This is a genomic window from Halomonas sp. DP5Y7-2, from assembly GCF_019802025.1.
GTDB classification, from domain to species: Bacteria; Pseudomonadota; Gammaproteobacteria; order Pseudomonadales; family Halomonadaceae; genus Halomonas; species Halomonas litopenaei_A.
Window position 1 is genome coordinate 496,944 of sequence record NZ_JAHVHY010000004.1, and the last position, 24,605, is coordinate 521,548.

At 63.7% G+C, this 24,605-nt stretch carries 17 protein-coding genes and 1 tRNA gene; 2 read left to right on the plus strand and 16 right to left on the minus strand.

Annotated elements, in window-relative coordinates; translation table 11 throughout:
- Positions 1-47: 47 nt before the first annotated feature.
- The 12 genes from KUW18_RS08970 to KUW18_RS09025 form a co-directional block, all read right to left on the minus strand.
- On the minus strand, positions 48-2,453 hold the full coding sequence (locus KUW18_RS08970; protein ID WP_222561201.1) for a tetratricopeptide repeat protein: 2,406 nt from the start codon (positions 2,451-2,453) through the stop codon (positions 48-50).
- Positions 2,446-4,050 (minus strand): BatD family protein, encoded by a 1,605-nt coding sequence (locus KUW18_RS08975; RefSeq protein WP_222561202.1) that lies wholly within the window; start codon positions 4,048-4,050, stop codon positions 2,446-2,448. The genes KUW18_RS08970 and KUW18_RS08975 overlap by 8 nt, the downstream gene beginning before the upstream one ends.
- The gene (locus KUW18_RS08980; protein WP_222561203.1) at positions 4,047-5,714 is read right to left on the minus strand and encodes a VWA domain-containing protein; all 1,668 of its coding nucleotides are present in this window, start codon (positions 5,712-5,714) and stop codon (positions 4,047-4,049) included. Before KUW18_RS08980 ends, KUW18_RS08975 begins: the two co-directional genes overlap by 4 nt.
- Positions 5,711-6,718, minus strand: coding sequence for a vWA domain-containing protein (locus KUW18_RS08985; RefSeq protein WP_222561204.1), 1,008 nt, complete (start codon positions 6,716-6,718; stop codon positions 5,711-5,713). Before KUW18_RS08985 ends, KUW18_RS08980 begins: the two co-directional genes overlap by 4 nt.
- Positions 6,715-7,254, minus strand: a complete 540-nt coding sequence (locus KUW18_RS08990; protein WP_222561205.1) for a DUF4381 domain-containing protein — start codon at positions 7,252-7,254, stop codon at positions 6,715-6,717. The genes KUW18_RS08985 and KUW18_RS08990 overlap by 4 nt, the downstream gene beginning before the upstream one ends.
- Positions 7,251-8,252, minus strand: coding sequence for a DUF58 domain-containing protein (locus KUW18_RS08995; protein ID WP_222561206.1), 1,002 nt, complete (start codon positions 8,250-8,252; stop codon positions 7,251-7,253). The genes KUW18_RS08990 and KUW18_RS08995 overlap by 4 nt, the downstream gene beginning before the upstream one ends.
- Positions 8,253-8,272: 20 nt before the next feature.
- The gene (locus tag KUW18_RS09000) at positions 8,273-9,274 is read right to left on the minus strand and encodes an AAA family ATPase (protein WP_222561207.1); all 1,002 of its coding nucleotides are present in this window, start codon (positions 9,272-9,274) and stop codon (positions 8,273-8,275) included.
- Positions 9,275-10,188: 914 nt separating this feature from the next.
- Positions 10,189-10,265: transfer RNA gene (locus KUW18_RS09005), tRNA-Arg, on the minus strand.
- A 144-nt stretch (positions 10,266-10,409) separates the two neighbouring features.
- Positions 10,410-11,390: an HAD family hydrolase gene (locus KUW18_RS09010; RefSeq protein ID WP_222561208.1), complete on the minus strand. Its 981-nt coding sequence runs from the start codon at positions 11,388-11,390 to the stop codon at positions 10,410-10,412.
- 101 nt (positions 11,391-11,491) lie between these two features.
- Complete coding sequence (locus KUW18_RS09015; protein WP_222483991.1) at positions 11,492-13,117, minus strand: arylsulfatase; 1,626 nt, start codon at positions 13,115-13,117, stop codon at positions 11,492-11,494.
- Positions 13,118-14,017: 900 nt separating this feature from the next.
- Entirely contained in the window at positions 14,018-14,701 is a 684-nt protein-coding gene (locus KUW18_RS09020) for a haloacid dehalogenase type II (protein WP_222561209.1), read from the minus strand.
- Positions 14,702-14,895: 194 nt separating this feature from the next.
- On the minus strand, positions 14,896-15,450 hold the full coding sequence (locus KUW18_RS09025) for a carboxymuconolactone decarboxylase family protein (RefSeq protein WP_222561210.1): 555 nt from the start codon (positions 15,448-15,450) through the stop codon (positions 14,896-14,898).
- A gap of 236 nt (positions 15,451-15,686) precedes the next feature.
- Between KUW18_RS09025 and KUW18_RS09030 the strand changes: the two genes are divergently transcribed.
- Positions 15,687-16,292 (plus strand): TetR/AcrR family transcriptional regulator, encoded by a 606-nt coding sequence (locus tag KUW18_RS09030; RefSeq protein ID WP_206941066.1) that lies wholly within the window; start codon positions 15,687-15,689, stop codon positions 16,290-16,292.
- A 264-nt stretch (positions 16,293-16,556) separates the two neighbouring features.
- Here KUW18_RS09030 and KUW18_RS09035 read toward each other — a convergent pair whose 3' ends face one another.
- Both KUW18_RS09035 and KUW18_RS09040 read right to left on the minus strand, forming a co-directional pair.
- Positions 16,557-19,745, minus strand: coding sequence for an efflux RND transporter permease subunit (locus tag KUW18_RS09035; RefSeq protein WP_222561211.1), 3,189 nt, complete (start codon positions 19,743-19,745; stop codon positions 16,557-16,559).
- Positions 19,742-21,124: an efflux RND transporter periplasmic adaptor subunit gene (locus KUW18_RS09040; RefSeq protein ID WP_222483978.1), complete on the minus strand. Its 1,383-nt coding sequence runs from the start codon at positions 21,122-21,124 to the stop codon at positions 19,742-19,744. Before KUW18_RS09040 ends, KUW18_RS09035 begins: the two co-directional genes overlap by 4 nt.
- Before the next feature lie 215 nt (positions 21,125-21,339).
- Here KUW18_RS09040 and KUW18_RS09045 point away from each other — a divergent pair, with 215 nt between their 5' ends.
- Entirely contained in the window at positions 21,340-22,320 is a 981-nt protein-coding gene (locus KUW18_RS09045) for a LysR family transcriptional regulator (RefSeq protein ID WP_222561212.1), read from the plus strand.
- A 93-nt stretch (positions 22,321-22,413) separates the two neighbouring features.
- Here KUW18_RS09045 and KUW18_RS09050 read toward each other — a convergent pair whose 3' ends face one another.
- Positions 22,414-23,385, minus strand: a complete 972-nt coding sequence (locus KUW18_RS09050; protein ID WP_222561213.1) for an alcohol dehydrogenase catalytic domain-containing protein — start codon at positions 23,383-23,385, stop codon at positions 22,414-22,416.
- Positions 23,372-24,343 (minus strand): TIGR03571 family LLM class oxidoreductase, encoded by a 972-nt coding sequence (locus KUW18_RS09055; protein ID WP_222484934.1) that lies wholly within the window; start codon positions 24,341-24,343, stop codon positions 23,372-23,374. The genes KUW18_RS09050 and KUW18_RS09055 overlap by 14 nt, the downstream gene beginning before the upstream one ends.
- Between the last annotated feature and the right edge of the window lie 262 nt (positions 24,344-24,605).

Consider the following 24,605-nt stretch of genomic DNA (forward strand, 5'->3'; position numbering starts at 1 on the left):
CTGTTCGCTCGCTTTGTTCGCTCATGAGGTCTGTCGACGCCTGACCGTCAGTTGGCCCTTAGCTGGCGCTCCAGCTGGCCAAGCCGGGGGTCGTCAGGTCGCAGCCTTCGCAACTCCGCCAGTGCGGCCAAGGCCTCGGGGATTCGGCCGCTGGTAGCGTTGACGTAGACCAGCGCGTACAGCAGGTCGGCATCGCCGGGAGCCTGGCGAAGCCCTTGCATCAGCGCATCCCGGGCCTCGTCCTTCCTGCCCAGACGGTCCAGCATAAGGCCGCGGTTGTAGTGGGTTCTGGCGTGTCCCGGGCGCCATTCGGCGGCTTTCTCCAGCCACTCCACCGCCTCTTCCATATTGCCGCTCTCCGACAACGACAGGGCCAGCAGGTAGGCCAGATGACCACGGTCCGGCGCGGGCATGGCGTCTCTATCGATGCCATCGCGCAGCACCGCCTGGGCGTCCTCTCGCCGGCCCTCAGCGCTGAGCTGAGTCACCAGATTGGCACGGGCCGGCAGGAAGTAGGGGTCCATCTCCAGCGCCGCCCGATACTGCGCTTCGGCCTCGTCTTCACGGGCGGTACGTGCCAGCAGCACCGCCAGGTTGAGGCGATTGCCGGGCAGGTCCGCGTTTTCGCGCAGGCGTCGCTCATAGTCCCGTCGCGCCTCGAGGAAGGCGTCGCGCCGGTCTTCGGGCATGACCATCAACGAGGTCCCTGCCAGGGCCTTGACGGCTTCATCGCGAACCGCCAGGCGGGGGTCGTCGACCAGCGGCAGCAGCAGTTCGACCCGAGCATGTTCTGGCGCCTGGGCGAAGACCGGGATGGCGGCAGCCCGGACCTGAGCACTGTCATCGCTGAGTGCTTGTTCAAGGGTGGGCAGCGCTTCGCTGGCAAATGGCGCCAGTTCGTCGACGGCGGTGGCCCTGACAATGTCAGGGGTATCGCTGTCATCTATCAGCGCCTTGAGGTAGTCCGGGGCTTCGGGACGCCCCTGGCGGGCCGATTGCAGCGCCACGCCATAGTGGGATTCGCTGGCGGCCCGACGCTGGTCACCGAACCAGTCGCGAATCTGGTCGGCTGCCTGTTCCGGGGAAAGGTCCTCATGGCAGCGGCTACAGGCATCGGGACTGTCCGTGGCGGCGGCCAGGTCCGGGCGCGGTACCCGGAAGCTGTGATCGCGCCTGGGGTCCACCACCATGTAGGTGGTTTCCGGCATGTGGCAGCTGACGCACTGAGCGCCGGGGCTGCCGGGTTCGTGATGGTGATGTTCCGGCGTATCGTAGTGAGCGGCCTTCATCGTCGGAAAGCGCGGCGGTGGTGACGGGTTGTGGCACTGCATGCACAGACCGTTGCCCTCGACCCTGACCTTGTTGGTGTGTGGGTCATGGCAGTCGACGCAGCTGACCCCTTCCTGATACATACGGCTTTGGGTGAAGGAGCCGTAGACATAGACCTCTCCCTCGATCTGGCCATCGGCGTGGTACATGCCGTCGCTCAGCAGGCTGGGTAGGGCGGCATCGGTCAACGGGGCCCCGTGAACCGGCCCGGCGCCGAGCATCTGGCGACGGCTGTGACAGCGTGCGCATTGCTCGACCAGCTCAGGCCCAGGCATCTCACTCAGTGATAGCGGCAGGCCCTTGTCGCCGTCATTCGCCGATGCTTGAGGTGCATCCAGTGCGTTGTCCTCCGCGCTCCACTGCTCGGCCCAATCCAGGTGTGACTGGGCGGGCCCATGGCAGCTCTGGCAGCCCACACTCTGCTCGTGCCAGGTCGTGGCGAAGCTGTCGCTCTCCAGATCGTAGTGCTTTTCCAGGTTGGTGGAATGGCAGTCGGCGCACATGGCATTCCAGTTCTGATAGCGCCCGCGCCAGTGCAATGGGTCGTCCGGGGTGAAGGCCTGGCCGGGGTAGAGCGAGAACCAGCGCTGCCCGCCTTCGCTCTCGGGGCGTGAGTCCCAGGCGATGGTCAGCCCCTGCAAGCGTCCTCCTGGTTGAGCCACCAGGTACTGTTGCAGTGGGGAGAAGCCAAAGGTGTAGAGAATCTCGAAGGTCTCGGCGGGATCACCGGGACCTTCCAGGGTCGCCAGAAAGGTCTCGCCGTCACGTGTAAAGCGCGCTTTTACCTCGCCATCCTCGAATACCGCATCATCAAAGTCGCCAAGCACATTGGCCGGAGTGGCCTCGCGCATGGCCCAACCGTGGTCCGAGTCCTGCCACGCCTGGGTCTCTGCCTCGTGACAGGAGGCGCAGCTGCCTTCCGGGGCATAGCCCTGGGTGGCACTGGCGAGGGTGGGCAAGGTCCCCTGGGGTTGACTGGCCGCAGCCGTGGGGGGAAATCCCAGTCCTGACATTGCCACCAGTACCGTCAGCCCCACCAGCAGGCCGATAGAGCGCTGTTTCCAGCCGAGCAGAGCGACAATGAGGGGCTGGCGCGTCGAGAAATAGCCACGGGGTCTATGCATTACGTCGAGTCACTTCTGCCATCGGGTTCAAGGGCTTCATGGAAGCAGGGGAAAAGGGGGAGGCTCCCTGCGTGTGCCGTGCCAGCTCGCGCACGGGAGGGAGCGCCTGCTCAAGACGTTGCCAGTCCTCAGCCACGCCTGGGTCAGGGTCTGACGACGCCGTGGTATCCGGGCCCAGCTTTCGTCTGCACAGGCGATCCAGCGCATCATTCACCTGCTGGTGGGCGCGACTGTCGACCGGCAACTTGCTGCCAAGGGCTTGCCAGTGGCGCCGGCAGGCGACCAGGTCGCGGCCAGCGATGGCCTGCTTGAGTCGTTCATGGTCGGCATGACCGTTGGCTTCCCTGTGTGCCTGCTGACGGCGACGGCGCTGCTCCAGCAACAGGCGTCCGCGGGGTCCCAGACGGCGATAGAGCCAGACGGCAAGTCCAAGCAGCACCGCTGCCAGCAGGCTCAGGCCGATCAGGAGGGGGGCACGGTTCTTGAGCTGGCTGCCGATCGCGGCGGAACCTGAAACGCTCACCGGGACCGATGCCAGGCTGGTGCTATCGAGCTCTTGCTCTATCGGGTTATACCAGCGAAGCGTGACGCCCGGCAGCTCTGTCTGTCCCCCGGCTTCGGCGACATAGGTCAGGGTGTCGGTGCGGCGACCGCCGCCTCGGCTTTCTTCCAGGCGCGGCGCCTGGGGATAGACGCCCAGGTTAGCGAAGCTGGCTGAATCATTGCTGTCTGGTGCCTCCAGCAGAGAGGGCAACAACAGGGCGCTGCCCCCTTCCAGGGTGGCGCTTACCGTGCGGCGGATGCTGTCCCCGGGGGCAAGCTCGAGGGGGGTGTCCGAGTCAATCTCATCCAGCGTCTCACTATCGCCATCGGCACGGGTGATCTCGAGGGATTGCTTCAGGTCGATGCGCGTCGCCGCCAGGTAGGGCTCCAGCCCACGGGCGGCCTCGGGCAGGCTCGCGGTGAGGCTGATAGGCGGCAGGACCATCTGCTGAACCTTGGCCTGCTGGCTGCCTGGGGTGGCAACGCTGACATCCAGCGTGCCACCGCCGAGCTCAAAGCGTCCCGCACTCAGCGGCGTCAGCTGATAGCGGCGCGATACGCCAGACCAGGTCTTGCCGTTGACCTGTTGGCTGACGGGCGTGGTCGAGCGCTCGCCCAGGGTCACCCGCAGGCCAGGCTGGTCGAGGGTGGGGAATTCGACCGGTGTTGGCATCCAGGTGGGCACCAGCACGGTAATGCGCAGCTCGCTGCTTTCCCCGGGGGCGAGGCTGTCCTCGGACAGGCTCGCCTCAACGCGGGGCTGTGTAGTGGCTGTCTGGTTGGCGTCCGCGCTGTCCGCTGCGGCGTCAGGGCTCGCTGATGCCGCCGCTGAATCTTCCCCGGGGGCTAGGCTGTCCTCGGACAGACTCGCCTCAACGCGGGGCTGTGTAGCGGCTGTCTGGCTGGCGTCCGCGCTGTCCGCTGCCGCTGATGCCGCCACTGGGTCTGCAGAAGGCTCAGGCGCCGCCAGGGCGGTCATGGCCAGGCTGCCAGAGGTGAGCAGTAGCGTCAGCAGCAGGGCGGAGGACACGCTTGAGCGTTGCGTGGCAGTCATGGCGTCGTCCTTGCCAGGTCCAGAAAGGGAGTATCGCTCGACATCATCGCCTGGCCATCCTGCAACGCCTCAATAGCGAAGCGCTGGCGCAGGTAGTCGCTGGTGTCGCTGTCGAGGGTCTCGATCCACTGCTCGGCACTGATCTGGCCGCTGGGCTCATCGACGGGCGTCTGGGTTTCTTCACCGCGGGCTTCTTTGTTGTCGAAGACCACGTCGTCAGCGCCGATTCCCTGATCCTCGCCGGTGTCAGACTGTTCCCGGGTCTTTTCGACGTACTCGAGAATTTCCCTGGCGAGGGCCAGGTTGCGCTCACCCTCTGGGTAGTCGGGATCTCGTTCGAGCACGGTCTCGAAGGCGGTGATGGCGGGGCGATACTGACGATTCTTGATCAGCGCAAGACCCTGGGTAAAGGCGGCGTCGGCGCTGTCCTGGCGTCCCAGCCACTCGGCAGCAGCGTCGTACTGGCCGTCGCGATAGAGCGCATAGCCCTTCCATGCGGGATCCCGGAAGTGTTCGGCGGCGCGCCCATAGTCGCCACGATCTGCCCACCAGCGGCCCTGCTGGTCCGGCGTCAGAAACGCATTGGCGACAGATTGCGCCGCGCGCTCCAGCGGCGTCGCCACATGCTGGTCCACCGCGCGGGAGGCCTCCTGGGCGAAGGCCTGCGGGACGGGACCCAACCACAGGCTCGGCAGTAGCACCAGGCCGGCCAGCGTCAGGTGCCAGCCACGCCGGAACCCGAGCAAGGCCAGCAGTGCCGCCGGCCAGGCCAGCCACACGCCGCGATCTTCCCAGGACAGTCGCTCGTCATTGTTGAGCGCCTGCTGGTACGTTGCATCCAGGCTGGCCACGATCTGGTCCAGATCGCTGTCGTCGGTGCTCAGGTTGACGCTTTGCACATCGGCGAACAGTGGGCCCGGCGTCATGTCGCCAAGGGACGGCGCACCGCTAGGCTGAACGGCGAGGGTGATCAGTTGGTTCAGCGAGTCTGGCGAAGACGTGGACCTGGCCGCGCTGGGCGCGTCAGGAAGCGTATCGGTCACCAGCAACACCGAACCCGCCGTGCTGCCGTCGCTCTGCTGGGCCTTGGCGAGGATATCACTGGCAAGGGCCAATGCATCAGCGCCCGCATCGCCGCCACCGCTCGGCATGACATCTGTTGATAACCCTTCCAGGTAGGGCGCCATCAAGGTGGGGTCGTCGGTCAAGGGCACGACCTGGTGGACGCTGCCTGCGTAGGCCACCAGGGCAGTGCGGGCACCATCCCTGCGCTTCAGCAGGTCCTGAATCTTGTGCTTGGCGCGCTCCAGGCGGCTGGGCGGGACATCGGTGGCCTCCATGCTCGACGTCACCTTCTGCACCACCACCAGGGGAGCGCTATGGGCCACCAGCGGATTTGGCAGGCGGGTCCAGGAAGGACCCGCGGCCGCCAGGATCAGCAGGCAGGCCAGCAGTGCCAGGGTATCCACCGGTGACAGGCGCTTGCGGCGGTTACCGTCGGTGCGCAGCGCGTCGGCCAGGTGTGGTGCAACATGGCCGCCACCCAGCTGGTCGGCCGGTATGCGACGGCGCCACCACCACAGCGCGGCGACCACCGGCAACAGCAGACACCAAAGCGGACGCAGCAGGTGGAAGTCAGCGAGACCCGCCATCCAATCGTTCATGCGGCGTCCTCCTCTGGTCTTGCCGACGCGGGTTGCGGGGTCGTAGCAGGCGCGTGCGAACGACGATCCAGGGTCAGCATCAGCAGCGCCAGCAGGCCGGCAAGCGCCAGCGGCCAGTGACTGAGTGAGCGGTGTTCGCGGTAGCTATGGGTCGCCACCTTGCGCGGCGCCAGTTCATCGATGCGCTGGTACACCGCGGCCAGGGCCTGCTGGTCCGCGGCGGTGAAGAAGGCACCATCGGTGGTGTCGGCGATGGCCTTGAGGGTGTCGGTATCGACCCGATTCTCGCCGCTGCCGTCAGGGTCACCGATCGCAATGGTGACCACCCGAACGTCACGCTGGGCGGCGATGTTGGCGGCATTGATCGGGCTCATCCTGCTGCCGGTGTCGGCACCATCAGAGAGCAATACCAACAGGCGCTGTTCCACCTCGCTGGCCTCGAATTGCCGAATCGCCAGACCCATGGCATCGCCCAAGGCGGTGTGGGGGCCGGCCATGCCCACCTCGGTCTGGTCGAGCAGCGCCGTGAGGGTGTCAAGATCCTCGGTCAGCGGGGCCTGAACGTAGGCGCGGGTGCCGAACACGATCAGCGCCAGACGCTCGCCCTCGCGGTCAGCAACAAAGTCGCGGATGACGTCCTTGACCGCCGCCAGGCGCTGGCGCGGCTGGTCTTCACTGTCGACCAGGTCACGTTCGTCCATGCTGCCGGAGATATCCACCGCCAGAATCAGGTCGCGGGCGGCACTCTGCCAGACAATGGGCTCGCTGAGTTTTTCCGGGCGCGCCAGCGCCACCACGATCAGCACCCAGATCGTGAGCTGCAAAAGACGGCTCAAGGGAGAGCGACGCTGTTCGCCCGCCTTTGTGCTGCCCGCCGCCTCCACCAGCTGATCAAAGAAGGGCAGACGCAGGGCGGCCAAGGGGCGGCGATAGGCGGGTAACCAGCGGACCAGCCATAGCAGGGGCAGCAGGGCGAAGGCCCAGGGATTGGCCAGCTCCATCATTGGTCGGCTCCCTGGTCGTCATGCGGCGTCGGGGCATCCGTGCGGTGCTTGCGTATCCATTGACGGGCAAGCTGCGTCAGTGCCGCGGACGGCGAAGCGGCGCTGTCGCGATAGGCTCCTGCCGACAGCTCATGCCCCAGCGGACCATCAAAACGCCGAGAGGCGGGCGAGGGCGTCGTCGGCAGCGTCTGGTCCAGGAACTGCCACCAGCGGGCCCCGCTGAGCCCGGCGACCCGCTCCCGGGGATAGGCGCTCAGGGCGGTTCGCTTGAGCACCTCCGCCAAGACGGAGGTGCCTTCCTGGGAGAGGCGAAGATCCAGCTCCCGCAGCGCGTCTCGGCGATAGGCATTGGCCTGCCAGTGACGCCTCCGGCGCACTCCGATAAACAGCAGCAGGGCCAGCAGCAGCACGGCCAGCAAAGCCCAGCCCCAGGTCTGAGGGATCCAGGCAATCGGCGCCGGTTCCGGCGCCGGTGACAGCTGATCGATCAAATCCGACAGCAGGGTAATGTCGTTTACGTCAGCGCTCGGCGTCATGTCCGCCTCTCCTTGCCCGAGGTCTGGCTGTCGTCCTGGGTCGGAGCGAGCCCCAATAGGCGGCGCAGTTGGGGCAGCGTCGGCGCACCGGCGGACAGTGACACAAGGCTGATGGCGAACTTGCGCGACCAGGCGTCCAGTGCGGCTCGGCGCCTGTGGGCGACACCTTCCAGCGCCTCACGCTGGGCCGCTTCTGCGGTGTCCAGGCGCGCGTGCTGGCGCCCGTCGGTGGCCAGACAGCTCATGTCGTCTGGCAGGGCATCGGCCAGCGGGTCGCTGACCGCGACCAGGATGACATCGTTATGGCGCCGCAGCGCGCTGAGCATGGCCTCGGTGCGCGGCCCTGGCACGTCAAAGTCGCTCAATACAATGACTAGGTGATCGCGGCTCGCCAGGCGTGACGCCGAGACCAGCACCTGATCGAGAGAAGTGGGCGAGGGCGCCGGACGACGGGCTTCCAGGCGCTGGTTGGCATTCGCCAAAGAGGTCAAAAAGCGCATGACCTGAGCACGCGAGCGGCGCGGCCTGAACTCCTCGACACCGTCATCGGTCACCACGATGCCTCCCAGTCGATCTCCCTGGTGCAGCACCGCGAAGCTGAGCAGAGCGGCGGCTTCGGCGGCGACCACCGACTTCATCGCATGGCGGCTGCCGAAGAACATCGACATGCGCTGATCCACCACCAGCAGGGCAGGACGATCACGCTCCTCGGTAAACACCCGAACGTAGGGGGAGCCGGTGCGAGCGGTGACGCGCCAGTCGATGCTGCGCACGTCGTCTGACGGCTGGTAGTCACGCAGCTCGAGGAAGTCCAGGCCGCGACCGCGCAGGCGTGAGCCGTGGCGGCCATTGAGCACACTGCGCGCGGGTTGCCGCGGCAGCAGTGCCAGGCGGTTGCCGTGGGGCTCCAGGCCTGCCAGATGCTGCAGGTCGACGTGCACGCGCCGGTCAGAGCCGGTGCGAGGGTCAGCCTTCCTGGCGGTGTGTGGGTTGCGCATGGTGACCTTCCTTGGACGGTTCAGGGCAGCGCGACGCAGCCCAGCAGGGTGGCGATGGCGTCATCGCTGGTCATGCCCTGTCCTTGCGCCTCGAAGCTCAGTGCAATTCGATGGCGCAGCACATCGGGAGCCACCTGCTGCACGTCCTGGGGATCCACATAGTCGCGCCCCTCGAGCCAGGCGTGGGTGCGCGCGCAGCGATCGAGGGCAAGTGACGCGCGTGGACTCGCACCCAGTTCAATGGCGCGGCCCAGTTCCTCGCTGAAATCGGCGGGATGGCGGGTGGCATCTACCAGCGTCGCCATGTACTGCTCCATGGCATCGGCCACATGCAGCATGGCGATCTCGCGGCGCGCGGCGAAGATGGCTGACTGGGCCAGCGGCGCCGGAGTCGCCGCCACGGGGCGATCACCTTCCGCTGCGGCATCCCTGGTGGCCTTGGCCTGCTCTTCCTGGCGCACCAGCCGGATGACGTCGACTTCCTCCTCGCGGCTCGGGTAGTCCACCCGCACGTGCATCATGAAGCGATCCATCTGCGCTTCGGGCAGCGGGTAGGTGCCTTCCTGTTCGATCGGGTTCTGGGTCGCCAGCACCATGAACAGCTCCGGCATCAGGTGCGTCTTGCCCGCCACCGTCACCTGCCGCTCTTCCATGGCTTCCAGCAGGGCGGACTGCACCTTGGCTGGGGCCCGGTTGATCTCATCGGCCAGCACCAGGTTGGCGAACAGTGGCCCCGGCTGGAAGCGGAACACCGAGCCCTGCTCGCTCTGGTGATAGATCTCGCTGCCGGTCACGTCGGAGGGCAACAGGTCTGGCGTGAACTGAATACGGCTGAAGTCAGCCTCCAGGTTGCGCGCCATGGCCTTGACCGCGCGGGTCTTGGCCAGGCCCGGCAGTCCCTCGATCAGCAGGTTGCCTCCCGCCAGCAGACCGATCAGCAGGCGTCGGATCACCTCGCGCTGGCCAACGATGGACTCTCCCACGGCGGCTTCGAGCCCCCGAATATCCTCAAGCAGACTCATGGAACCTCCGGGTAGATGGTTTGCCAGTCCGTGGCCATGTCGACCACTTGCCAATGGCGTGCAGCGGCCTCGTCGAGACCATGTTGTAGTGATGCCCGAACAGGCTTTGCCGAGCGCAGGCGATATCACCGTCTGCGCTTGTATGAAGAGGGTCCTGCCGCAGGTAACTGGCTGCGCCCATGTGCTCGTATCCTTGAGACAGTGGTCACGTTCCGCGACCACATCGATATGGCCACCGTGGATGCCGACACCGCTTGGCCTCGCGTGGCGATGATTACCGCACGTCAGAAAGTGCGTTATCAGCGAGCTTGAGGCTACTGTTCAGGTGTGTCGCTAACATCTCGTTTTATCGTCGTTATTGATCCCGGTGAGCGAAGCATCGCGACCTGAAGAATGATTCAGTATGCCTCGTGTCGGGACTATTGTCGGGACTATATTTACCCTGGTAACTACTATGGCGCGTCATATCCTGTCGACTGCCTGTCGCAGTATAAGAGGGTCCGAGCTGACGTCATTACGTCAGAGGGGAGAGTTATCCGTGGCTCTTGCTGAGGGAGTTTTCGACATGTCGCACGTTGTCGCATGTTTATCGACACGTTCGCCGTGGTTATCTTCGATAGCGGTAAATAATGGGAATGTCTTTTTTGGTAGCAAAATGTAAGTTTTCTTGCTGCCACGGGTCGGACTTGAGGCTCAAATGATGTACATCAATATTGGCGCGACGTTTCCGAGTTTTCTCGGCTTCCTCTCGGTGTTGTCTCGGTTCCCGTGGAGGCACGAGACACAAGCAGGATAACGGTTAAGAGAAAGGTGCAGGAGAACGGTTCGGGAAAAGGTGCAGGAGAAAAGACGCAGGGGACGGAGCAGATGGCAGGAGGGATAAGGGGGCAGTAAACAAGGGAGAAGTAAAAAAGTGGCGCGCCCGGGAGGATTCGAACCTCCGACCACCTGATTCGTAGTCAGGTACTCTATCCAGCTGAGCTACGGGCGCACAGTCGTCACACGAGTGGTGACGTCAAGAGGGGGCGCATGTTAGAGCAAAGTGGTTGACGGCGCAAGACATAGGGACTGTGCATCACGTCATCCGTCGTTTGGTTGAACCGACGGATGACGTGTTTAATCGTGGAACTGGCGCTCAGGGCGCTTGCGGGTAGACCCGCTGCCAGTCACTGGCCATATCGATGAGCTGCCAGCCGCGGTCTTCTGCCTGGTCCAGGCCGTCGGCCAGGCGACCGATATGGCTGTCCCTGTCGTAAGCCACTTCGCGCTCGGCGTCGGTGTGGTGGACCAGCACGCCCATACGCGGACCATCTCCCTGGGTCGTCCAGATCAGCATCGGCACGTCGCCGTCGGAGTTGCCCACCGCCATGATCGGACGCTGGCCGATATGACGCTCGATCGACACGATTTTCAGAGGACCATCGTTGATCCAGGTATCACCCTCTTGCTTGTACAGGCTGGGGTCGCTGTCCAGATCCTTGACTTCCAGGCCCCCTGTGCTGCCGATGACATTCTGCGGGGGGACGCCGTAGACGTCCTCGGCGAAGGTGCGGATGAAGTGGAGTCCGCCGCCGGAGACGATATAGGTGGAGAAGCCGCTGTCACGCAGGTAGCTCAACAGTTCCAGCATGGGCTGGTAGATCATGTCGGCGTAGAAGCGACCTGTGTCCGGGTGGGTGGCGTTGGCCAGCCAGTCGGACACATCTTCTTCGAACTCGTCGAGGGAGACGTCCTGGTGGGACAAGGACAGCAGCGCTTGAATGCCTTCTTCGCCGGCTTCCAGAACGGTCTCGATATCGCCCTCGGCTGCGGCCTGGTGCAGCTCGCTGGTCAGCTGCTCCGGCTCTGCCTCGCTGGCGCGATCCAGCGCGTACATCAGCTGAAAGTAGGCGGGCTGTTCGCCCCATAGGGTGCCGTCGTTATCGAATACCGCGATGCGCTGCTGTTGTGGCACGAAGTCGTCGCTGGTGGGATCGCTGACGGCCTCGACAAAGTCGACGATAGCGCTCTTGTTGTGACCCGCATTCCAGGACGGCAGCGGATCCGCCTGAGCGAGGGAAGGAAGGGCGGCCACCAGCAAGGCAGGCAGCACGCGTGTGGTAATGAAGCTTTTCATGGCGAAGCATCCTCGATGAAGGGCAGGTCGCTGGTGCGATCGGTCGTCATGACGCAACAGGCCGCTCCCTGGGGAGCGGCCTGTATCCTGGCAATGCAGCGTTACTGAACGCTGGCGGGTTGCTCGAGGGCCTCCATGACCTGGTCGAGACTGAAGCTTGCCGCCTTCATGCGGGGCGGGAAGTCCTTGAAGGTCTCGAGGAAGGTACCCACGTAGGCCTGGGCCGGCACCAGCAGGAAGGAGTGCTCCAGCAGCCAGTCATAGTAGGTGTTGGACGTCAGCTGTGAACGCTCATAGGGATCGCGGCGCAGGTTGAACATCAGCGGCACGCGCAGCGGTGTGAAGGGGTTGGCCCAGACTTCGAAGGTGCCCTCAACACGCTGCTCCATGAACACCAGCTTCCAGTCGTCGTAGCGCAGGGCGGTCAGGTCACCGTCGTCCGAGAAGTAGAACACCTCGTTACGTGGACCTTCTTCTGTCTCGCCGGTCAGCAGCGGCAGGAAGTTGTAGCCGTCCAGGTGAACGTTGTACTCCCGGCCGATGGCTTCGACGCCACCTTCCATCAGGTCTTCCTTGACGGTGTCGTTGCCGACGGCCGCCAGCAGGGTGGGCATCCAGTCCATGTGGTGCATGATTTCATTGGAAATCGCGCCTTCCTCGATGTGGCCCGGCCAGCGCACCATGGCCGGAACACGCCAGCCGCCTTCCCAGTTGGTGTTCTTCTCACCACGGAACGGGGTCATGCCCGCATCAGGCCAGGTGTTCATGTGCGGCCCGTTGTCGGTGGAGTAGAACACGATGGTGTTGTCGGCGATGTCCAGCTCGTCCAGTTTTTCGAGGAACTGGCCGATATGCATGTCGTGCTCGACCATGCCGTCGGCGTATTCGTTCTGGCCGGAGACGCCGCGCAGCTCGTCCTTGACGTGGGTACGGAAGTGCATGCGCGTGGCATTCCACCAGACGAACCACGGGGTGCCTTCAGCGGTCTTGCGCTCGATGAAGTCCAGTGCCGCAGCGGAGGTCTCGTCGTCGACGGTTTCCATGCGCTGTTTGGTCAGCGGACCAGTGTCTTCGATCTGACCATCGGCGGTGGACTTGATCACGCCGCGGGGACCATAGGTCTCACGGAAGGTGCGACCGTCTGCCATTTCCAGATCGCCAGGATAGTCGGGGTGTTCCGGCTCTTCCTCGGCATTCAGGTGGTAGAGGTTGCCGAAGAACTCATCAAAGCCGTGGTTGGTGGGCAGGTGCTCGTCGCGATCACCCAGGTGGTTCTTGCCGAACTGACCGGTGGCATAGCCTTCTGCCTTGAGCATGGCAGCGATGGTCGGATCTTCTTCGCTGATACCCTGTTCGGCACCCGGCAGGCCCACCTTGGACAGACCCGTGCGGAACACACTTTGCCCGGTGATGAACGAGGAGCGGCCGGCGGTACAGGACTGCTCACCGTAGTAGTCGGTGAACATCATGCCTTCGTCGGCAATGCGGTCGATGTTGGGGGTCTGGTAGCCCACCAGTCCGTGGGTAAAGGCGGAAATGTTGGACTGGCCAATGTCGTCACCCCACAGCACCAGAATGTTCGGCTTGCCCGAACTCTCGGAGTCCTGTTCCTGTGACGCACTGTCGTCCTGGGCGAGGGCAGAGGCCGACATGGACAGCGCCAGACTGGCCGTCAGCCAGTGGCACCAGTGGGCCGAGCCTGTTGGCAACTTAGGATTTTTGAACACCTTGACGTCTCCCTGACGATAGCGCTTGCTCTGAATCACGAAATCTAGCGATGGGTTCTTATTTGTTCCCAGGCCGAGTATAGATAACGTTCGCTGAGTTTATGTGCTGAAAACCTCGGCTGAGCCAGATCTCCGCTACGGCAACAGGTGAGAATGACTCCGATTCGTTGATTAACCCTATTATTTCCCGGTATTTACTGACGAGATCGACGGCATTGTCACTTTGTAGGTTTATTGTAAATGCCGCTAATGCTCCTAGGCTTTGTCCGAAAATTCGACGAGCGAAGGTTAGACAAGGCAAAAATCGGTGAGAAAGCGCAGTTTACGAGGTGTAAATGAGCATTTTGAGCTGATTTTTAACGCCGTATCACCAAGCGCAGGCACTTTTCGTACAAGCCGTAATGCCCCTAAGGACACCTTAGGTTGGGAGCATCTTGGAGACCAGATGTCGGAGAAGCGAGGCGCTTTAAGAGGCGTCACGGGAGAGAAAGAGGGGGAGAGAGAAAGAGGGGGGCAACAGGGGGCAACAGGGCAAGAAAAAACGAGAGAGATGAAAAGCGTGAAGATCTGGCAACACCAGGCAAAAGAAAAAGTCAGTCTCGGTATCTTGAGGTGACAATTGTCACATATGGCCTGACCGCTCTGTTGATAGCCACCTGTCGATAGCCGTCTATCAATTCGCCAGATTATCGCTGGTGCCTAGAGAAGCGCTGAATAAGAGAAGAGCTGAAGTCGTCGGGCGACGCCAGCGCAAACCCTTAAGTCTTTTCAGCTACAGATGCATCGTTCGCGTAACGTGCGGTGGAGCAAATCGTCGGTGTAGTGACTATTGCACTTACTCATTGAGACCGCCCTGTCCTGTTACTGCTTGGAATTTAAAAACCAAGATATAACATAGGGTTAAGTAATCAATTGATCTGCCAGTTGTGACAGGTTGTCGGTGATATAGTCAGGCATCGGGACGTTCTGCGCCGGTAGCAGAGCGTTGTAGGGACGCAGGACCAGTGCCCCTTGCCAGCCGCATGCCTGGGCGCCAATGGTGTCCCACAAATGGCACGCAATCAGGCACAGTTCATCCCCTTCGGCCTGCATCTCCTGGGCGACTTGAGCATAGGTGGATGCGGCGGGCTTGAATTGCCTGACCGGCTCGACACTGAAGCTGCGCTCGAAATAGTCGCTCAGCCCGGCCCTTTCCAGTGGCGACGGTGAGGCGCCCGGGGCAGAGTTGGTCAGGGTCACCAGGCGGAAGCCTGCTGCCTTCAGCCGTTCAAGCGCCGGGGCCACATCCGGATGTGCGGGCATGGAGCCGATGCGAGATGCCAGCTCATCGATATCGCTTTGCTCAACGGCGATGTCATGGATATCGGCTGTCATCCGCAGCGCGCCAGCGCCGAGCTGTCCAAACGGGGTGTAGAGCCCCGACAGGGTCATGGTCTGTGAGTAAAGGATCAGCTGGGCAAACCACTCCCTCAGCATTCCAGGGTCGCCGAACAGCCGCTCGAACAGTGGCTCAAGGTGGGTCAGGTCGAGCAGCGTCTCGTTGACGTCGAAGACCAGCACCTTGGGAATTGCGTGATCACTCATATCACCTCCTTGCAATGGACGAGCTTGCCTTGACTCGCTATTCCTTAGCTGTCTCGCACCTACGCTATCGGTTTCAGGCGCGATCTGCATCATGGACGATCGGTGCTTGAGAGCAGCACAGATGGCGAGGAGGGCAGTGTGATGGGCAACGGGCCACGGGGGCATTGCAGGGTGGCCCGTTGCCTAGTCACGACTTACTTTGCCTTGTGCCAGTCAAACTTGGCGAAGGGTTCGTCTACTGGAGTGTCGGCCATGTGGTTGGTGTAGTTGCTCATCACCTTCTGTGACAGTGCCAGCACGACCTCGAGTACCTGGCGCTTAGTGTAGCCGGCATCCAGGAAGGCCTGGACCGCATCGGCATCCACGAAACCGCGCTCGCGTACCATGCTCAGGGTGAAGTTGCGAAGGGCTTCGAGGCGCTCGTTGGGCAGCGGGGTTTCGTTGCGCAGGGCATCGCTGACCGCGTCGTCCACGCCCATTTGCTTGGCGATGGCGGTGTGTGCCGGCACACAGTAGTGGCAGTTGTGCTCCACGTTGATGGTTTGCCACACCACGGTGGTTTCGTCCGCATCGAAACTGGAGTCCAGGAACAGCTGGTGCAGCTGCTGGTAGCCTTCCAGCAGGCCCGGCGCCTCGGCCATGACCGCATGCAGGTTGGGGACCATGCCGAACGCCTTGACGGAGTTGTCGAGCAGTGCCTGGCTGTCGGCTGGGGCACTTTGCTTGTCATGGAGAGTGAAGCGAGTCATGTTGCCTCCTGTGTGATGGCGTCTGTGGTCAGGGCGCAGGCCGTGGCAGCCTAAAGCGTTGCACCCGCCATTGAGTCCGTTTTGTTGAGCGATTGCTCAAAATTGGCCGCCAGCAGACCGTGCTGAAAGCCGTTCCGGCATACTCTAGCTATACCTGAGCGATCACTCAAGATAAAATTTGAGCGAACACTCAATTTTCTGAAGGTCAGCCACTGACCGGGAACATCGGATTCACCATGCCGCGAGCCACACTGCATAATCGCCAGGACTCACTGGAACGAGCGCTGCACCTGTTCTGGCAGAAAGGCTTTCATGCGACTTCGCTCAAGGATCTGGAACGGGTGCTCGACATGCGTCCTGGCAGCATCTACGCCACCTTTGGCAGCAAGGATGCGCTGTTTCAGGAAGCCCTTGAACGCTATGCCCGTCTGGCCCTGGTAGAGCTGGAACGCATCATGGCCGAGCACCCGTCACCGCTGTCCGGGCTTGCCGCCTATTTGCGCAAGCTGGGAGGCCTGCGTGACAGCGAAGTGCCCAGCCGCGCCTGCATGTTGATGAAGAGTCTGCTGGAGCTGGGCGAGCGTGAACAGGTGGCGCTGTCCAAGGCGGAGACCCTGCTGGTGGCGATGGAGCAGCGCTTTGTCGAACGTTTTGAAGCAGCGCGTGATGCCCAGGAGCTTCCCGCTGGGGCTGATCCGGTGCGCCTCGGCCGCCGGATGCAGGCCGAAGTGATGGGACTGCGGGCCTTTGCTCAGCGTGATGTCGACAGCGCTGCGGTGCACGCCCTCGCCGAGGATATGGCCGATGCCATTGAAGCCCTGCGCCAGGATCGTCCGCACTGATCTATCCTTCCTGATTCAGTCTTCCTGAGCCGGTCTTCCTCATACATCCTTGCTGATTCATCCTTTGTGGGCCGCCTCGCCGAGGTGGCCGGCATGGGCTTTCGTGGGCGCGCCGCCAGTTCTGTGTTCCCCTTGTCCCAAGCCTTACCTGTTTACCGTTGTCGGCGATGGACCAAAAAAGCCCCGGCTGGGGTAGGCCGGGGCAAGAGGGCTGTCATCGAAACAGCATTGGAACTCGTTGCAGTGCTCGCGCACTGCGCGCGGTCACTGATGAGGGGCATCGCCCTCCAGTGCGGGAGCGCTGGGGCTAGCGTTGGCGCGCTTGCGTTCCACCATGCGGCGCACGCCAACGTAGAACAGCGGAGTCAGCAGCAGGCCGAAGACGGTGACGCCAATCATCCCGTAGAACACCGCCACGCCCATGGCCTGACGCATCTCGCTGCCGGCGCCGCTAGCCAGCATCAGCGGGATAACACCCGCGGTGAAGGCCACCGAGGTCATCAGGATCGGACGAAGGCGAAGACGGCAAGCGGTCAGTACGGCGTCGAGGCGCGACTGCCCCTGGTCCTGCTGTTCCCTGGCAAACTCCACCAGCAAAATCGCGTTCTTGCAGGCCAGCGCCACCAGCACGATGAGTCCGATACGGGTGAAGATGTTGTTGTCTCCCCCGGTCAGCCACACCCCAGCCATGGCAGACAGCAGTGTCATCGGCACGATCAGGATGATCGAGAAGGGCAGTGACCAGCTCTCGTACTGGGCCGCCAGCACCAGGAACACCAGCAGCACCACCAGCGGGAAGACGTAGATCATGGTGTTACCTGCCAGCACCTGCTGATAGGTCACCTCGGTCCACTCGTAGTCCACACCGGAAGGCAAGGTGTCGGCCAGCACTTCCTCGATGGCCTGCTTGGCCTGATCGCTGGACATGCCGGGCGCGGGTGAGCCGTTGATATCAGCGCTGACGAAGGTGTTGTAGTGCATCACCCGGTCAGGTCCCGTGGTGGGGCTGACGTCGACGAAGCTGCCCAGCGGGATCATCCGACCGTCGTTGCTGCGCACCTTGAGCTGACGAATGGCCTCGGCATCCAGGCGATATTCGGCATCGGCCTGGGCGCGTACCTGATAGGTGCGGCCAAAGCGGTTGATGTCATTGACGTAGAGCGAGCCCAGATAGATCTGCAGGGTGTCGAATACCGCATCCAGCGAGACATTCATCACCAACGCCTGCTCGCGGTCCACCTCCACGTCAAATTGCGGCACCTGTATCCGATAGCTGGAGTACACGCCGGCCAAGCGCGGATCCTGGTTGGCCGCTGCCACGACCGCCTGGGTAGCGTCGAACAGGCCGGTGAATCCCACGTTGCCGCGGTCCTGCAGCTGCAACTTGAAGCCACCTGTGGTGCCAAGTCCCAGAATCGGCGGCGGCGGGAAGACCGCCACATAGGCCTCGTCGATCTGGCTGAACTGGGCGTTCAAGCGAGCCGCAATGGCGCTGGCAGACAGCTCCGGCGACTGGCGATCCTCGAACGCATCCAGCGGGGTGAACACGATGCCCGAATTCGAGGCATTGACGAAGCCGTTCACCGATAGCCCAGGGAAGGCCACGGTATGGGCGACACCCGGGGTCGACAGCGTAATCTCCTGCATTTCGCTGATGACCTCACTGGTGCGCTCAAGGCTTGCCGCGTCAGGCAGCTGGGCCATCGCCACCAGATACTGCTTGTCCTGGGAGGGGATAAAGCCGCCCGGCACTTCCTGGAACAGTTTGCCGGTCAGACCGAGCAGCGCCAGATAACCGAGGCCGACGATCAGACCGAAGCGCAGCAGGCGGCGAATCAGACCTGTATAGCCCCGCGACATGGCGGCAAAGGCACGGTTGAACGGGGCGAACAGCCAGCGTCCGAACAGACCATCGATCACCCGGGTCAGCCAGTCCGGCTTCGCCCCATGCGGCTTGAGCAACAGGGCCGACAGCGCCGGTGACAGGGTCAACGAGTTGAAGGCCGAGATCAGCGTCGAGATGGTGATGGTCAGGGCGAACTGCTGGTAGAACTGGCCCGTCAGTCCACTGATGAACGCGGTCGGCACGAACACGGCGGTCAGTACCAGGGCGATGGCAATGATCGGACCGGTCACTTCACGCATGGCGATCTGGGTCGCCTCGTAGGGGGAGTGGCCGAGCTCGATGTTACGCTCCACGTTCTCCACCACGACGATGGCGTCATCCACCACGATGCCAATGGCAAGCACCAGTCCGAACAGCGACAGGGTATTGATCGATACCCCGATCAACTGCATCACCGCAAAGGTGCCGATCAGCGAGACCGGTACCGCGATCAACGGGATCAGGGAGGCGCGCCAGGTCTGCAGGAACAGCACGACCACGACCACCACCAGCAGCACCGCCTCGAGCAGGGTGTGGACCACCGCCTCGATGGAGCCGCGCACGAAGACGGTGGGGTCATAGACGATGTCGTAACCCACGCCATCGGGGAAGGCCTTGGCCGCCTCGGACATGTAGTCGCGCACGCCATCGGACAGCGCAATGGCATTGGAGCCGGGGCGCTGGAAGACCGGCATGGCGACCGCGTCCTTGCCATCGAGCTGAGCGCGCAGGGCATACTGGTCAGCCCCCAGCTCGACCCGCGCCACGTCACCCAGGCGCGTAATACGGCCATCGTCGTCCACGCGGATCACGATGTCGCGAAATTCCTCGGGCGACGACAGCCGTCCCTTGACGTTGAGCAGGCGCTGGAACTGGCTCTCGCTGGGCGCCGGTTGTGCGCCCAGGCTACCCGCCGCAACCTGCTGGTTCTGCTCGCGCAGGGCGGCCACCACATCACTGGCGCTGAGGCCACGGGAAGCCACCGCGTCAGGATCCAGCCACACCCGCATGGCATATTCGCCGGCGCCGAACAGCTGCACATCACCGACACCATCGAGGCGAGCAATATCGTCCTGCAGGTTCAGCCGTGCGAAGTTCGACAGCCACAGCTGATCGTAGCGACCGTCGGGTGAGGTCAGGTGGACCACCATCGTCAGGTTGGGAGACGACTTCTCGGTCGTCACGCCCAGGGCCTGAACCTCCTGGGGCAGGCGGGGAGTGGCGCGGGCAACACGGTTCTGGACGTTGACCTGGGCCTGGTCCAGGTCGGTGCCGAGAGCGAAGGTCACGGTCAGCGTCAGGTTGCCATCGGCGGTGGACTGGGAATCCATGTACAGCATTCCCTCCACCCCGGTGATCTCCTGCTCCAGGGGCGTCGCCACGGTCTTGGCGATGACTTCAGGGTTGGCGCCTGGGTAGTTGGCCTTGACCACGACCGTGGGCGGCACCACCTCGGGATACTCCGAGATCGGCAGCTTGACCAGCGCCAGGCTTCCGGCCACCACGATCAGTATCGACAGGACCGCCGCGAACACCGGACGGCGAATGAAGAAACTCGACAGATTCATGAACGCTCCTGTGCTTCGTCGCCGCCCGCGGCACTGTCCGCGGCAAGCGCGTCAGCAGGGCCCTTGGCGCTCGGCGCTGGCTGTGTGTCCGCAATCTCGCCGGACGAACCGCCCAGCCGCTGGGCCAGGCGTTCGGTGCGCTGGCGCAGCTGTTCCAGCGTGGAGCGGTCCGGCCCGTCGATGACCTGGGGAGACACCGCCATGCCGGGGCCAAACTTCGACGGTCCTGCCGCGACCACCGGCTCGCCACCCTCCAGGCCTTCGGTGATCTCGCGCCAAGCGCCGAAACGCGCACCGGTGGTCACCTTGCGGTAGGCAAGGGTGCCGTCATCGCCAGCCACCAGCACAAAGTTGGCGTCCAGGTCGGTGCCGATGGCACGGTCGGGCACCAGAACACCCTCGCGGTCACGTGCAGCGGCGAGTCTCACCCTGGCAAAGGCGCCGGGACGCAGGGACGGATGCGCCGCATCGAAGCGGGCACGCACTCGCAGGGTGCCGGTGGCTTCATCCACTTGGTTGTCGATGAAGTCGAGCTGGCCCTCGAAGGCAAACTCATCCTGGCCAGCGAGCTGCAGCTCCACCGGCCAGCCCTGGTCGGCTGTCACCGCCGCGAAGTCGCGATTCCAGGTGCGTTCATCGATATCGAAGTAAGCGTCGACCTGGTCGGTGCTGACAATCGTGGTCAACACGCTTTGCCCGGCGCTGACCACGTTGCCCACGGTCAGGTCGGCACGCGAGACGCGCCCACTGATCGGCGCGGTGACCTCGGCGTGTGCCAGGTCCAGGCGCGCGCTGTCGAGCTGGGCCTGCAGGGACGCGACCTGCGCACCCTGGGCCTGGGCGCCTGCCCGGCGTGCCTCGGCTTCCTCGCGGGCCATCAGGTTGCGGCCAACCAGCTGATTGGCGCGATTGGCCTCGCCGTTGGCCCGGGCCTGCTCTGCCTTGCCTCGGGCGAGCTGGGCTTCCAGCTCACGTACACGTGCCTCGAAGGGGGCCAGGTCCAGGCGCACCAAGGGCTGTCCCTGTTCGACCAGGCTGCCTTCCTCGAACAGAATGTCGGCGACCTGGCCGGTCACCCGGGGACGCAGGGTGACCCGCTCCGGTGCCTCGAGGCGCGTGGTGTAGCGATACCAGTTCGAGACCGGCTGGCGCACGGCCTCGACGACCTCGACGGCGGGGGCCTCGCTGGCCGCGCCTGAGGCATTCTGGTTCGACTGGCCCTCGCTGGGCTGGCAAGCCGCCAGCAACAGGCCAAGGCTGGCCATCCCCAGCACCCCGAGAAGCAGACGGCCAGCAGAGGGAATGCTGGCACTGGGCAGGGTGCGAGAGGGAGATTGCGACGCCACCTGGGGGTCGCGCGGGGGGCTGAGATGTGACATCTGGCGACTCCTCGAAAAAAGGTTGGCCAGTGTAATCGTTGATTGGGGGTTGTATTAGACCGGTTGGTCGCACATTATTGTTGCCACATATGCACGGTTTTATGCTGAATCAATCGCCCCCACAGTCTCAGGCCGAGATCCCAGCCCCGAGATCCCAGCGCCGGGACCTCAGCCCCGGGACCCCTGCTCCCAACCCCCACACGAGGAAAGACACGATGGACCAACCCAGCCGACTGCTGCTGCTGGTAGACGTAGCGGAACTTGGCAGTTTCTCTGAGGCGGCAAAGCGGCGTGAGCTGGATCGGTCCGTCGTGTCCAAGCATATCGCGAGGCTCGAGCAGGAGCTGGGCGTCCGCCTGCTCAATCGTTCTACCCGCTCGCTGTCGCTGACCCAGGCGGGCTTCGCCATGGTTCAGCAGGGCCGCGAGCTGCGGGAATGGATGTATAACACTCAGGCGCTGGCAGAGAACCTGCAGCAGGCACCCAGCGGCAGGTTGAAGATCAGTGCTCCCGGCATTCTTGGTCGCTGCCTGGGCTTCGAGGCCATGCGTCGCTTTCGCGAACACTATCCTGACGTCGAAGTGGATCTGCAGCTGGAGGAGCGTCGGGTCGATGTGATCGGGGAGGGCTACGACCTGGTCCTGCGGGTGGGGGATATTCAGGACTCGACGCTGGTATCCTCGCCGCTGGCACCGAACCATCTGCTGATTGGTGCAAGCCCGGAATTTATCGAGCGCCATGGAGAGCCCCGCGATCTCGCCACACTGTCGCGGCTGCCCGCGTTGACCTTCAGCTCCCTCGAGTTTCAGGTGGACTACCTGCCCTATCTGGACGAACAGGGACGAGAGCAGAAGCTGCCGCTCAACAGCCAGATGCGTACCAGTGAGGCGGAAGTGGTGAAACGGGGCGTGATGGCTGGGATGGGCATTGGCGTGCTGCCAGCCTTTGCCATAAGAGATGAGGTCAAGGAGGGCAAGATCGTGCCGCTGATGACCGACCTGCCGCTACCGGCCTTTGGCATCATCACCCTGCTGTATCCCCATCGCGAGATGCCGCTGAGGACCCGGCGCTTTATCGAGATTCTGCGCGAGATGGTCGGCACGCCCCCCAAGTGGGAGGCGTATATCCCAGGCTTTGCCGAGATGTACGGCAAGGCGGCCGGACCCCTTGGCCCAGTGGCGGACCGCTCTGCCTGACCGCTCTGTCTGACCGCTCCGTCTGATTGCACCATCTGACAGGGGCGGGCGACGCTCTGTCGCCAGCCCTTGCGCCGCTAAGCCGTCTACCGCCTAGCGGTCTACGCGGATGACCAGCTTGCCTGCCTGCCGCGGGCCGTGCTTGAGCTCGCTCAGGCGGGTCGGCAGCGCATCAAACTCATCCACCGCCACATCGGACAGCGACAGGGCGCCTTCGGCCACCTGGTTCAGCAGCGTCTCTCCAGCGTTGACCAGCGCCTGCCAGTCCTGGTCGGTGCCGGTCATGTGCAACGCGCCCAACGCCACCTCATGCTGGGACAGGGCGCGCTCGAACGGCGGCGCCACTGGGCCGTCCAAGCGGTCCTGTACACATACGACATGGCCATTGGCGCCCAGATGCTGTGACAGTTGGCGGGCGTGCTCGCCGTTCACGGTATCGATGACGGCGAAGAGCGGTGCCGTCAGCTGATGGGGTGAGCTGATGGCCTCGTCGGCCCCCAGGGCGTACAGCAGTTCATGGCGTTCGGGAGAGGACATGGCGATCACGTGGAAGCCACGCGCCTTGGCCAGCTGCACGATGATACGCCCCACACTGCCTGAGCCGCCGGACACCAGCAGCTGCGCACCGGTCGTGTCGGGCAGCTTTTCGATGGCCTGCCAGGCGGTCAACACCGGGCACGGGAACGCCGCCGCGGTGATGAAGTCGATACCATCCGGAAGCCGCATGACCGCACGGGCGGGCAGCCTGAGTCGGGTGGCAAAGGTGCCGGGCCCGGCCAGTGAGGTGTGTACCGCAATACGGTCGCCGGGTGCCAGGTGGTCGACGCCAGGGCCGGCGTCAATCACCACGCCGGCCGCATCGACACCGGGAATCTGACCGGGCTGCCACAGGCGACTTTCCATGGCGATGAATTTCCAGTCGACCGGGTTCAGGCCGATGGCCCTGGTATCGACGATGACCTCACCGGCCTCGGCGGGGCGCATCTCGTGATCTTCCAGGGTGAGGGACAGCGGCTCCCCCGGCTCGTGCCACGTCCAGGCCTTGAAGGTGTCATGCTGGGGCATGGGTAACATCCTGTTGCGTTGTAGAAGACGACGACGCCTCAGCGTCGTGGTGAAAGGTGGGCAGTACCTCGGCAGCCAGGCGCTGCAGGGTATCCTCGATCGGGGCCTGGGTGCGCCGCAGGTTAAGCCCGATGTGGTTGACACCTGCAGCCTGCATGGCCGTCAGCTCTTGAATCAGGCCCTGGCTGCCGACCCGCAGGCCAAAGCGATGTCGGCGTGGCGGTTCCTCAGGGTTCTCGGCCAGGTCCAGGTGGATGAAGCTGACGTAGGGCTTGTCGCCGGCCACCCTGCGCCACAGGTCGACTCTTCGAACGTGGTCGTCGGGGGTGCCTGGGTAGGCCAGCCAGCCGTCCATGTGCTGCCCGACCCAGTCGGGGCGCTGCTGAGCCAGACCGGCGACCAGCAATGGTGGCTGCTCTGCCTCCGGCAGCAGGGCCTGTCCCGCGTCAAGGCGCTGGTCGGCATCGCCCTTGAGCACCGCTACCGCATCGCGAAAGGCCTCACCTCGCTGCTCGAACGGCACACCGAACAAGGGGTATTCCACCGGGCGGTCTCCGCTGGCGACGCCCAGCAGCAGGCGGTTGTGGCTGAGGTGTTGCACGCTGGCAGCGGCCTTTCTTACCAGCCACGGCATGCGCAGCGGCAACACGGCTGCCGCGGTACCCAGCAGGGTCTGCCGGGTAGATGCCGCGAGGTACCCCAGGTACGTGAACAGCTCGAACACCTGGCCGGCGTCACCGAAGCTGGGGTCGTAGAGGGGAACATCGCGCAGCCACAGCGCGCGAAAGCCGAGTTGGTCCGCCAGCTGGGCGCGCTCCAGGTGAGCGCTCAGATCCGGTACGCCGAAGGGGCGACCGTCCCGTCGTCTCGACGCCTCGCCCGGCTGGCTCCAGTCGTTATCCAGGGGGAGCTCAAGACCAATGGTGAGAGGCCCCTGGGTCAAACGTTGCAAGCTCATTGTGGCTCCTGCCTTATGTAAGGCATCAACAGAAGGGTCATGGCACGAGTGTGCTGTCGCAAGCTGACGGGAAAAAGGCACCTGGAGCCGAAACACTTTTTCGTTTGCGACAACAATCTATCCGGGGTTAAGGAAGATCGCGCTATGCTGGCGTCATACTGGACCCCAGGTAATGGATGAGCCCTGGGCGGACGCAGATCGATGCCAGTGCCCGCCCAGCAGACCCATTGAAGTCGCCGCGGCAGTCCTGCTTCACTAAGCA

Coding starts and splice junctions, on each gene's coding strand:
- KUW18_RS08970 (WP_222561201.1), bottom strand. CDS start 2,453: ATGCATAGACCCCGTGGCTATTTCTCGACGCGCCAGCCCCTCATTGTC.
- KUW18_RS08975 (WP_222561202.1), bottom strand. CDS start 4,050: ATGACTGCCACGCAACGCTCAAGCGTGTCCTCCGCCCTGCTGCTGACG.
- KUW18_RS08980 (WP_222561203.1), bottom strand. CDS start 5,714: ATGAACGATTGGATGGCGGGTCTCGCTGACTTCCACCTGCTGCGTCCG.
- KUW18_RS08985 (WP_222561204.1), bottom strand. CDS start 6,718: ATGATGGAGCTGGCCAATCCCTGGGCCTTCGCCCTGCTGCCCCTGCTA.
- KUW18_RS08990 (WP_222561205.1), bottom strand. CDS start 7,254: ATGACGCCGAGCGCTGACGTAAACGACATTACCCTGCTGTCGGATTTG.
- KUW18_RS08995 (WP_222561206.1), bottom strand. CDS start 8,252: ATGCGCAACCCACACACCGCCAGGAAGGCTGACCCTCGCACCGGCTCT.
- KUW18_RS09000 (WP_222561207.1), bottom strand. CDS start 9,274: ATGAGTCTGCTTGAGGATATTCGGGGGCTCGAAGCCGCCGTGGGAGAG.
- KUW18_RS09010 (WP_222561208.1), bottom strand. CDS start 11,390: ATGAAAAGCTTCATTACCACACGCGTGCTGCCTGCCTTGCTGGTGGCC.
- KUW18_RS09020 (WP_222561209.1), bottom strand. CDS start 14,701: ATGAGTGATCACGCAATTCCCAAGGTGCTGGTCTTCGACGTCAACGAG.
- KUW18_RS09025 (WP_222561210.1), bottom strand. CDS start 15,450: ATGACTCGCTTCACTCTCCATGACAAGCAAAGTGCCCCAGCCGACAGC.
- KUW18_RS09030 (WP_206941066.1), top strand. CDS start 15,687: ATGCCGCGAGCCACACTGCATAATCGCCAGGACTCACTGGAACGAGCG.
- KUW18_RS09035 (WP_222561211.1), bottom strand. CDS start 19,745: ATGAATCTGTCGAGTTTCTTCATTCGCCGTCCGGTGTTCGCGGCGGTC.
- KUW18_RS09040 (WP_222483978.1), bottom strand. CDS start 21,124: ATGTCACATCTCAGCCCCCCGCGCGACCCCCAGGTGGCGTCGCAATCT.
- KUW18_RS09045 (WP_222561212.1), top strand. CDS start 21,340: ATGGACCAACCCAGCCGACTGCTGCTGCTGGTAGACGTAGCGGAACTT.
- KUW18_RS09050 (WP_222561213.1), bottom strand. CDS start 23,385: ATGCCCCAGCATGACACCTTCAAGGCCTGGACGTGGCACGAGCCGGGG.
- KUW18_RS09055 (WP_222484934.1), bottom strand. CDS start 24,343: ATGAGCTTGCAACGTTTGACCCAGGGGCCTCTCACCATTGGTCTTGAG.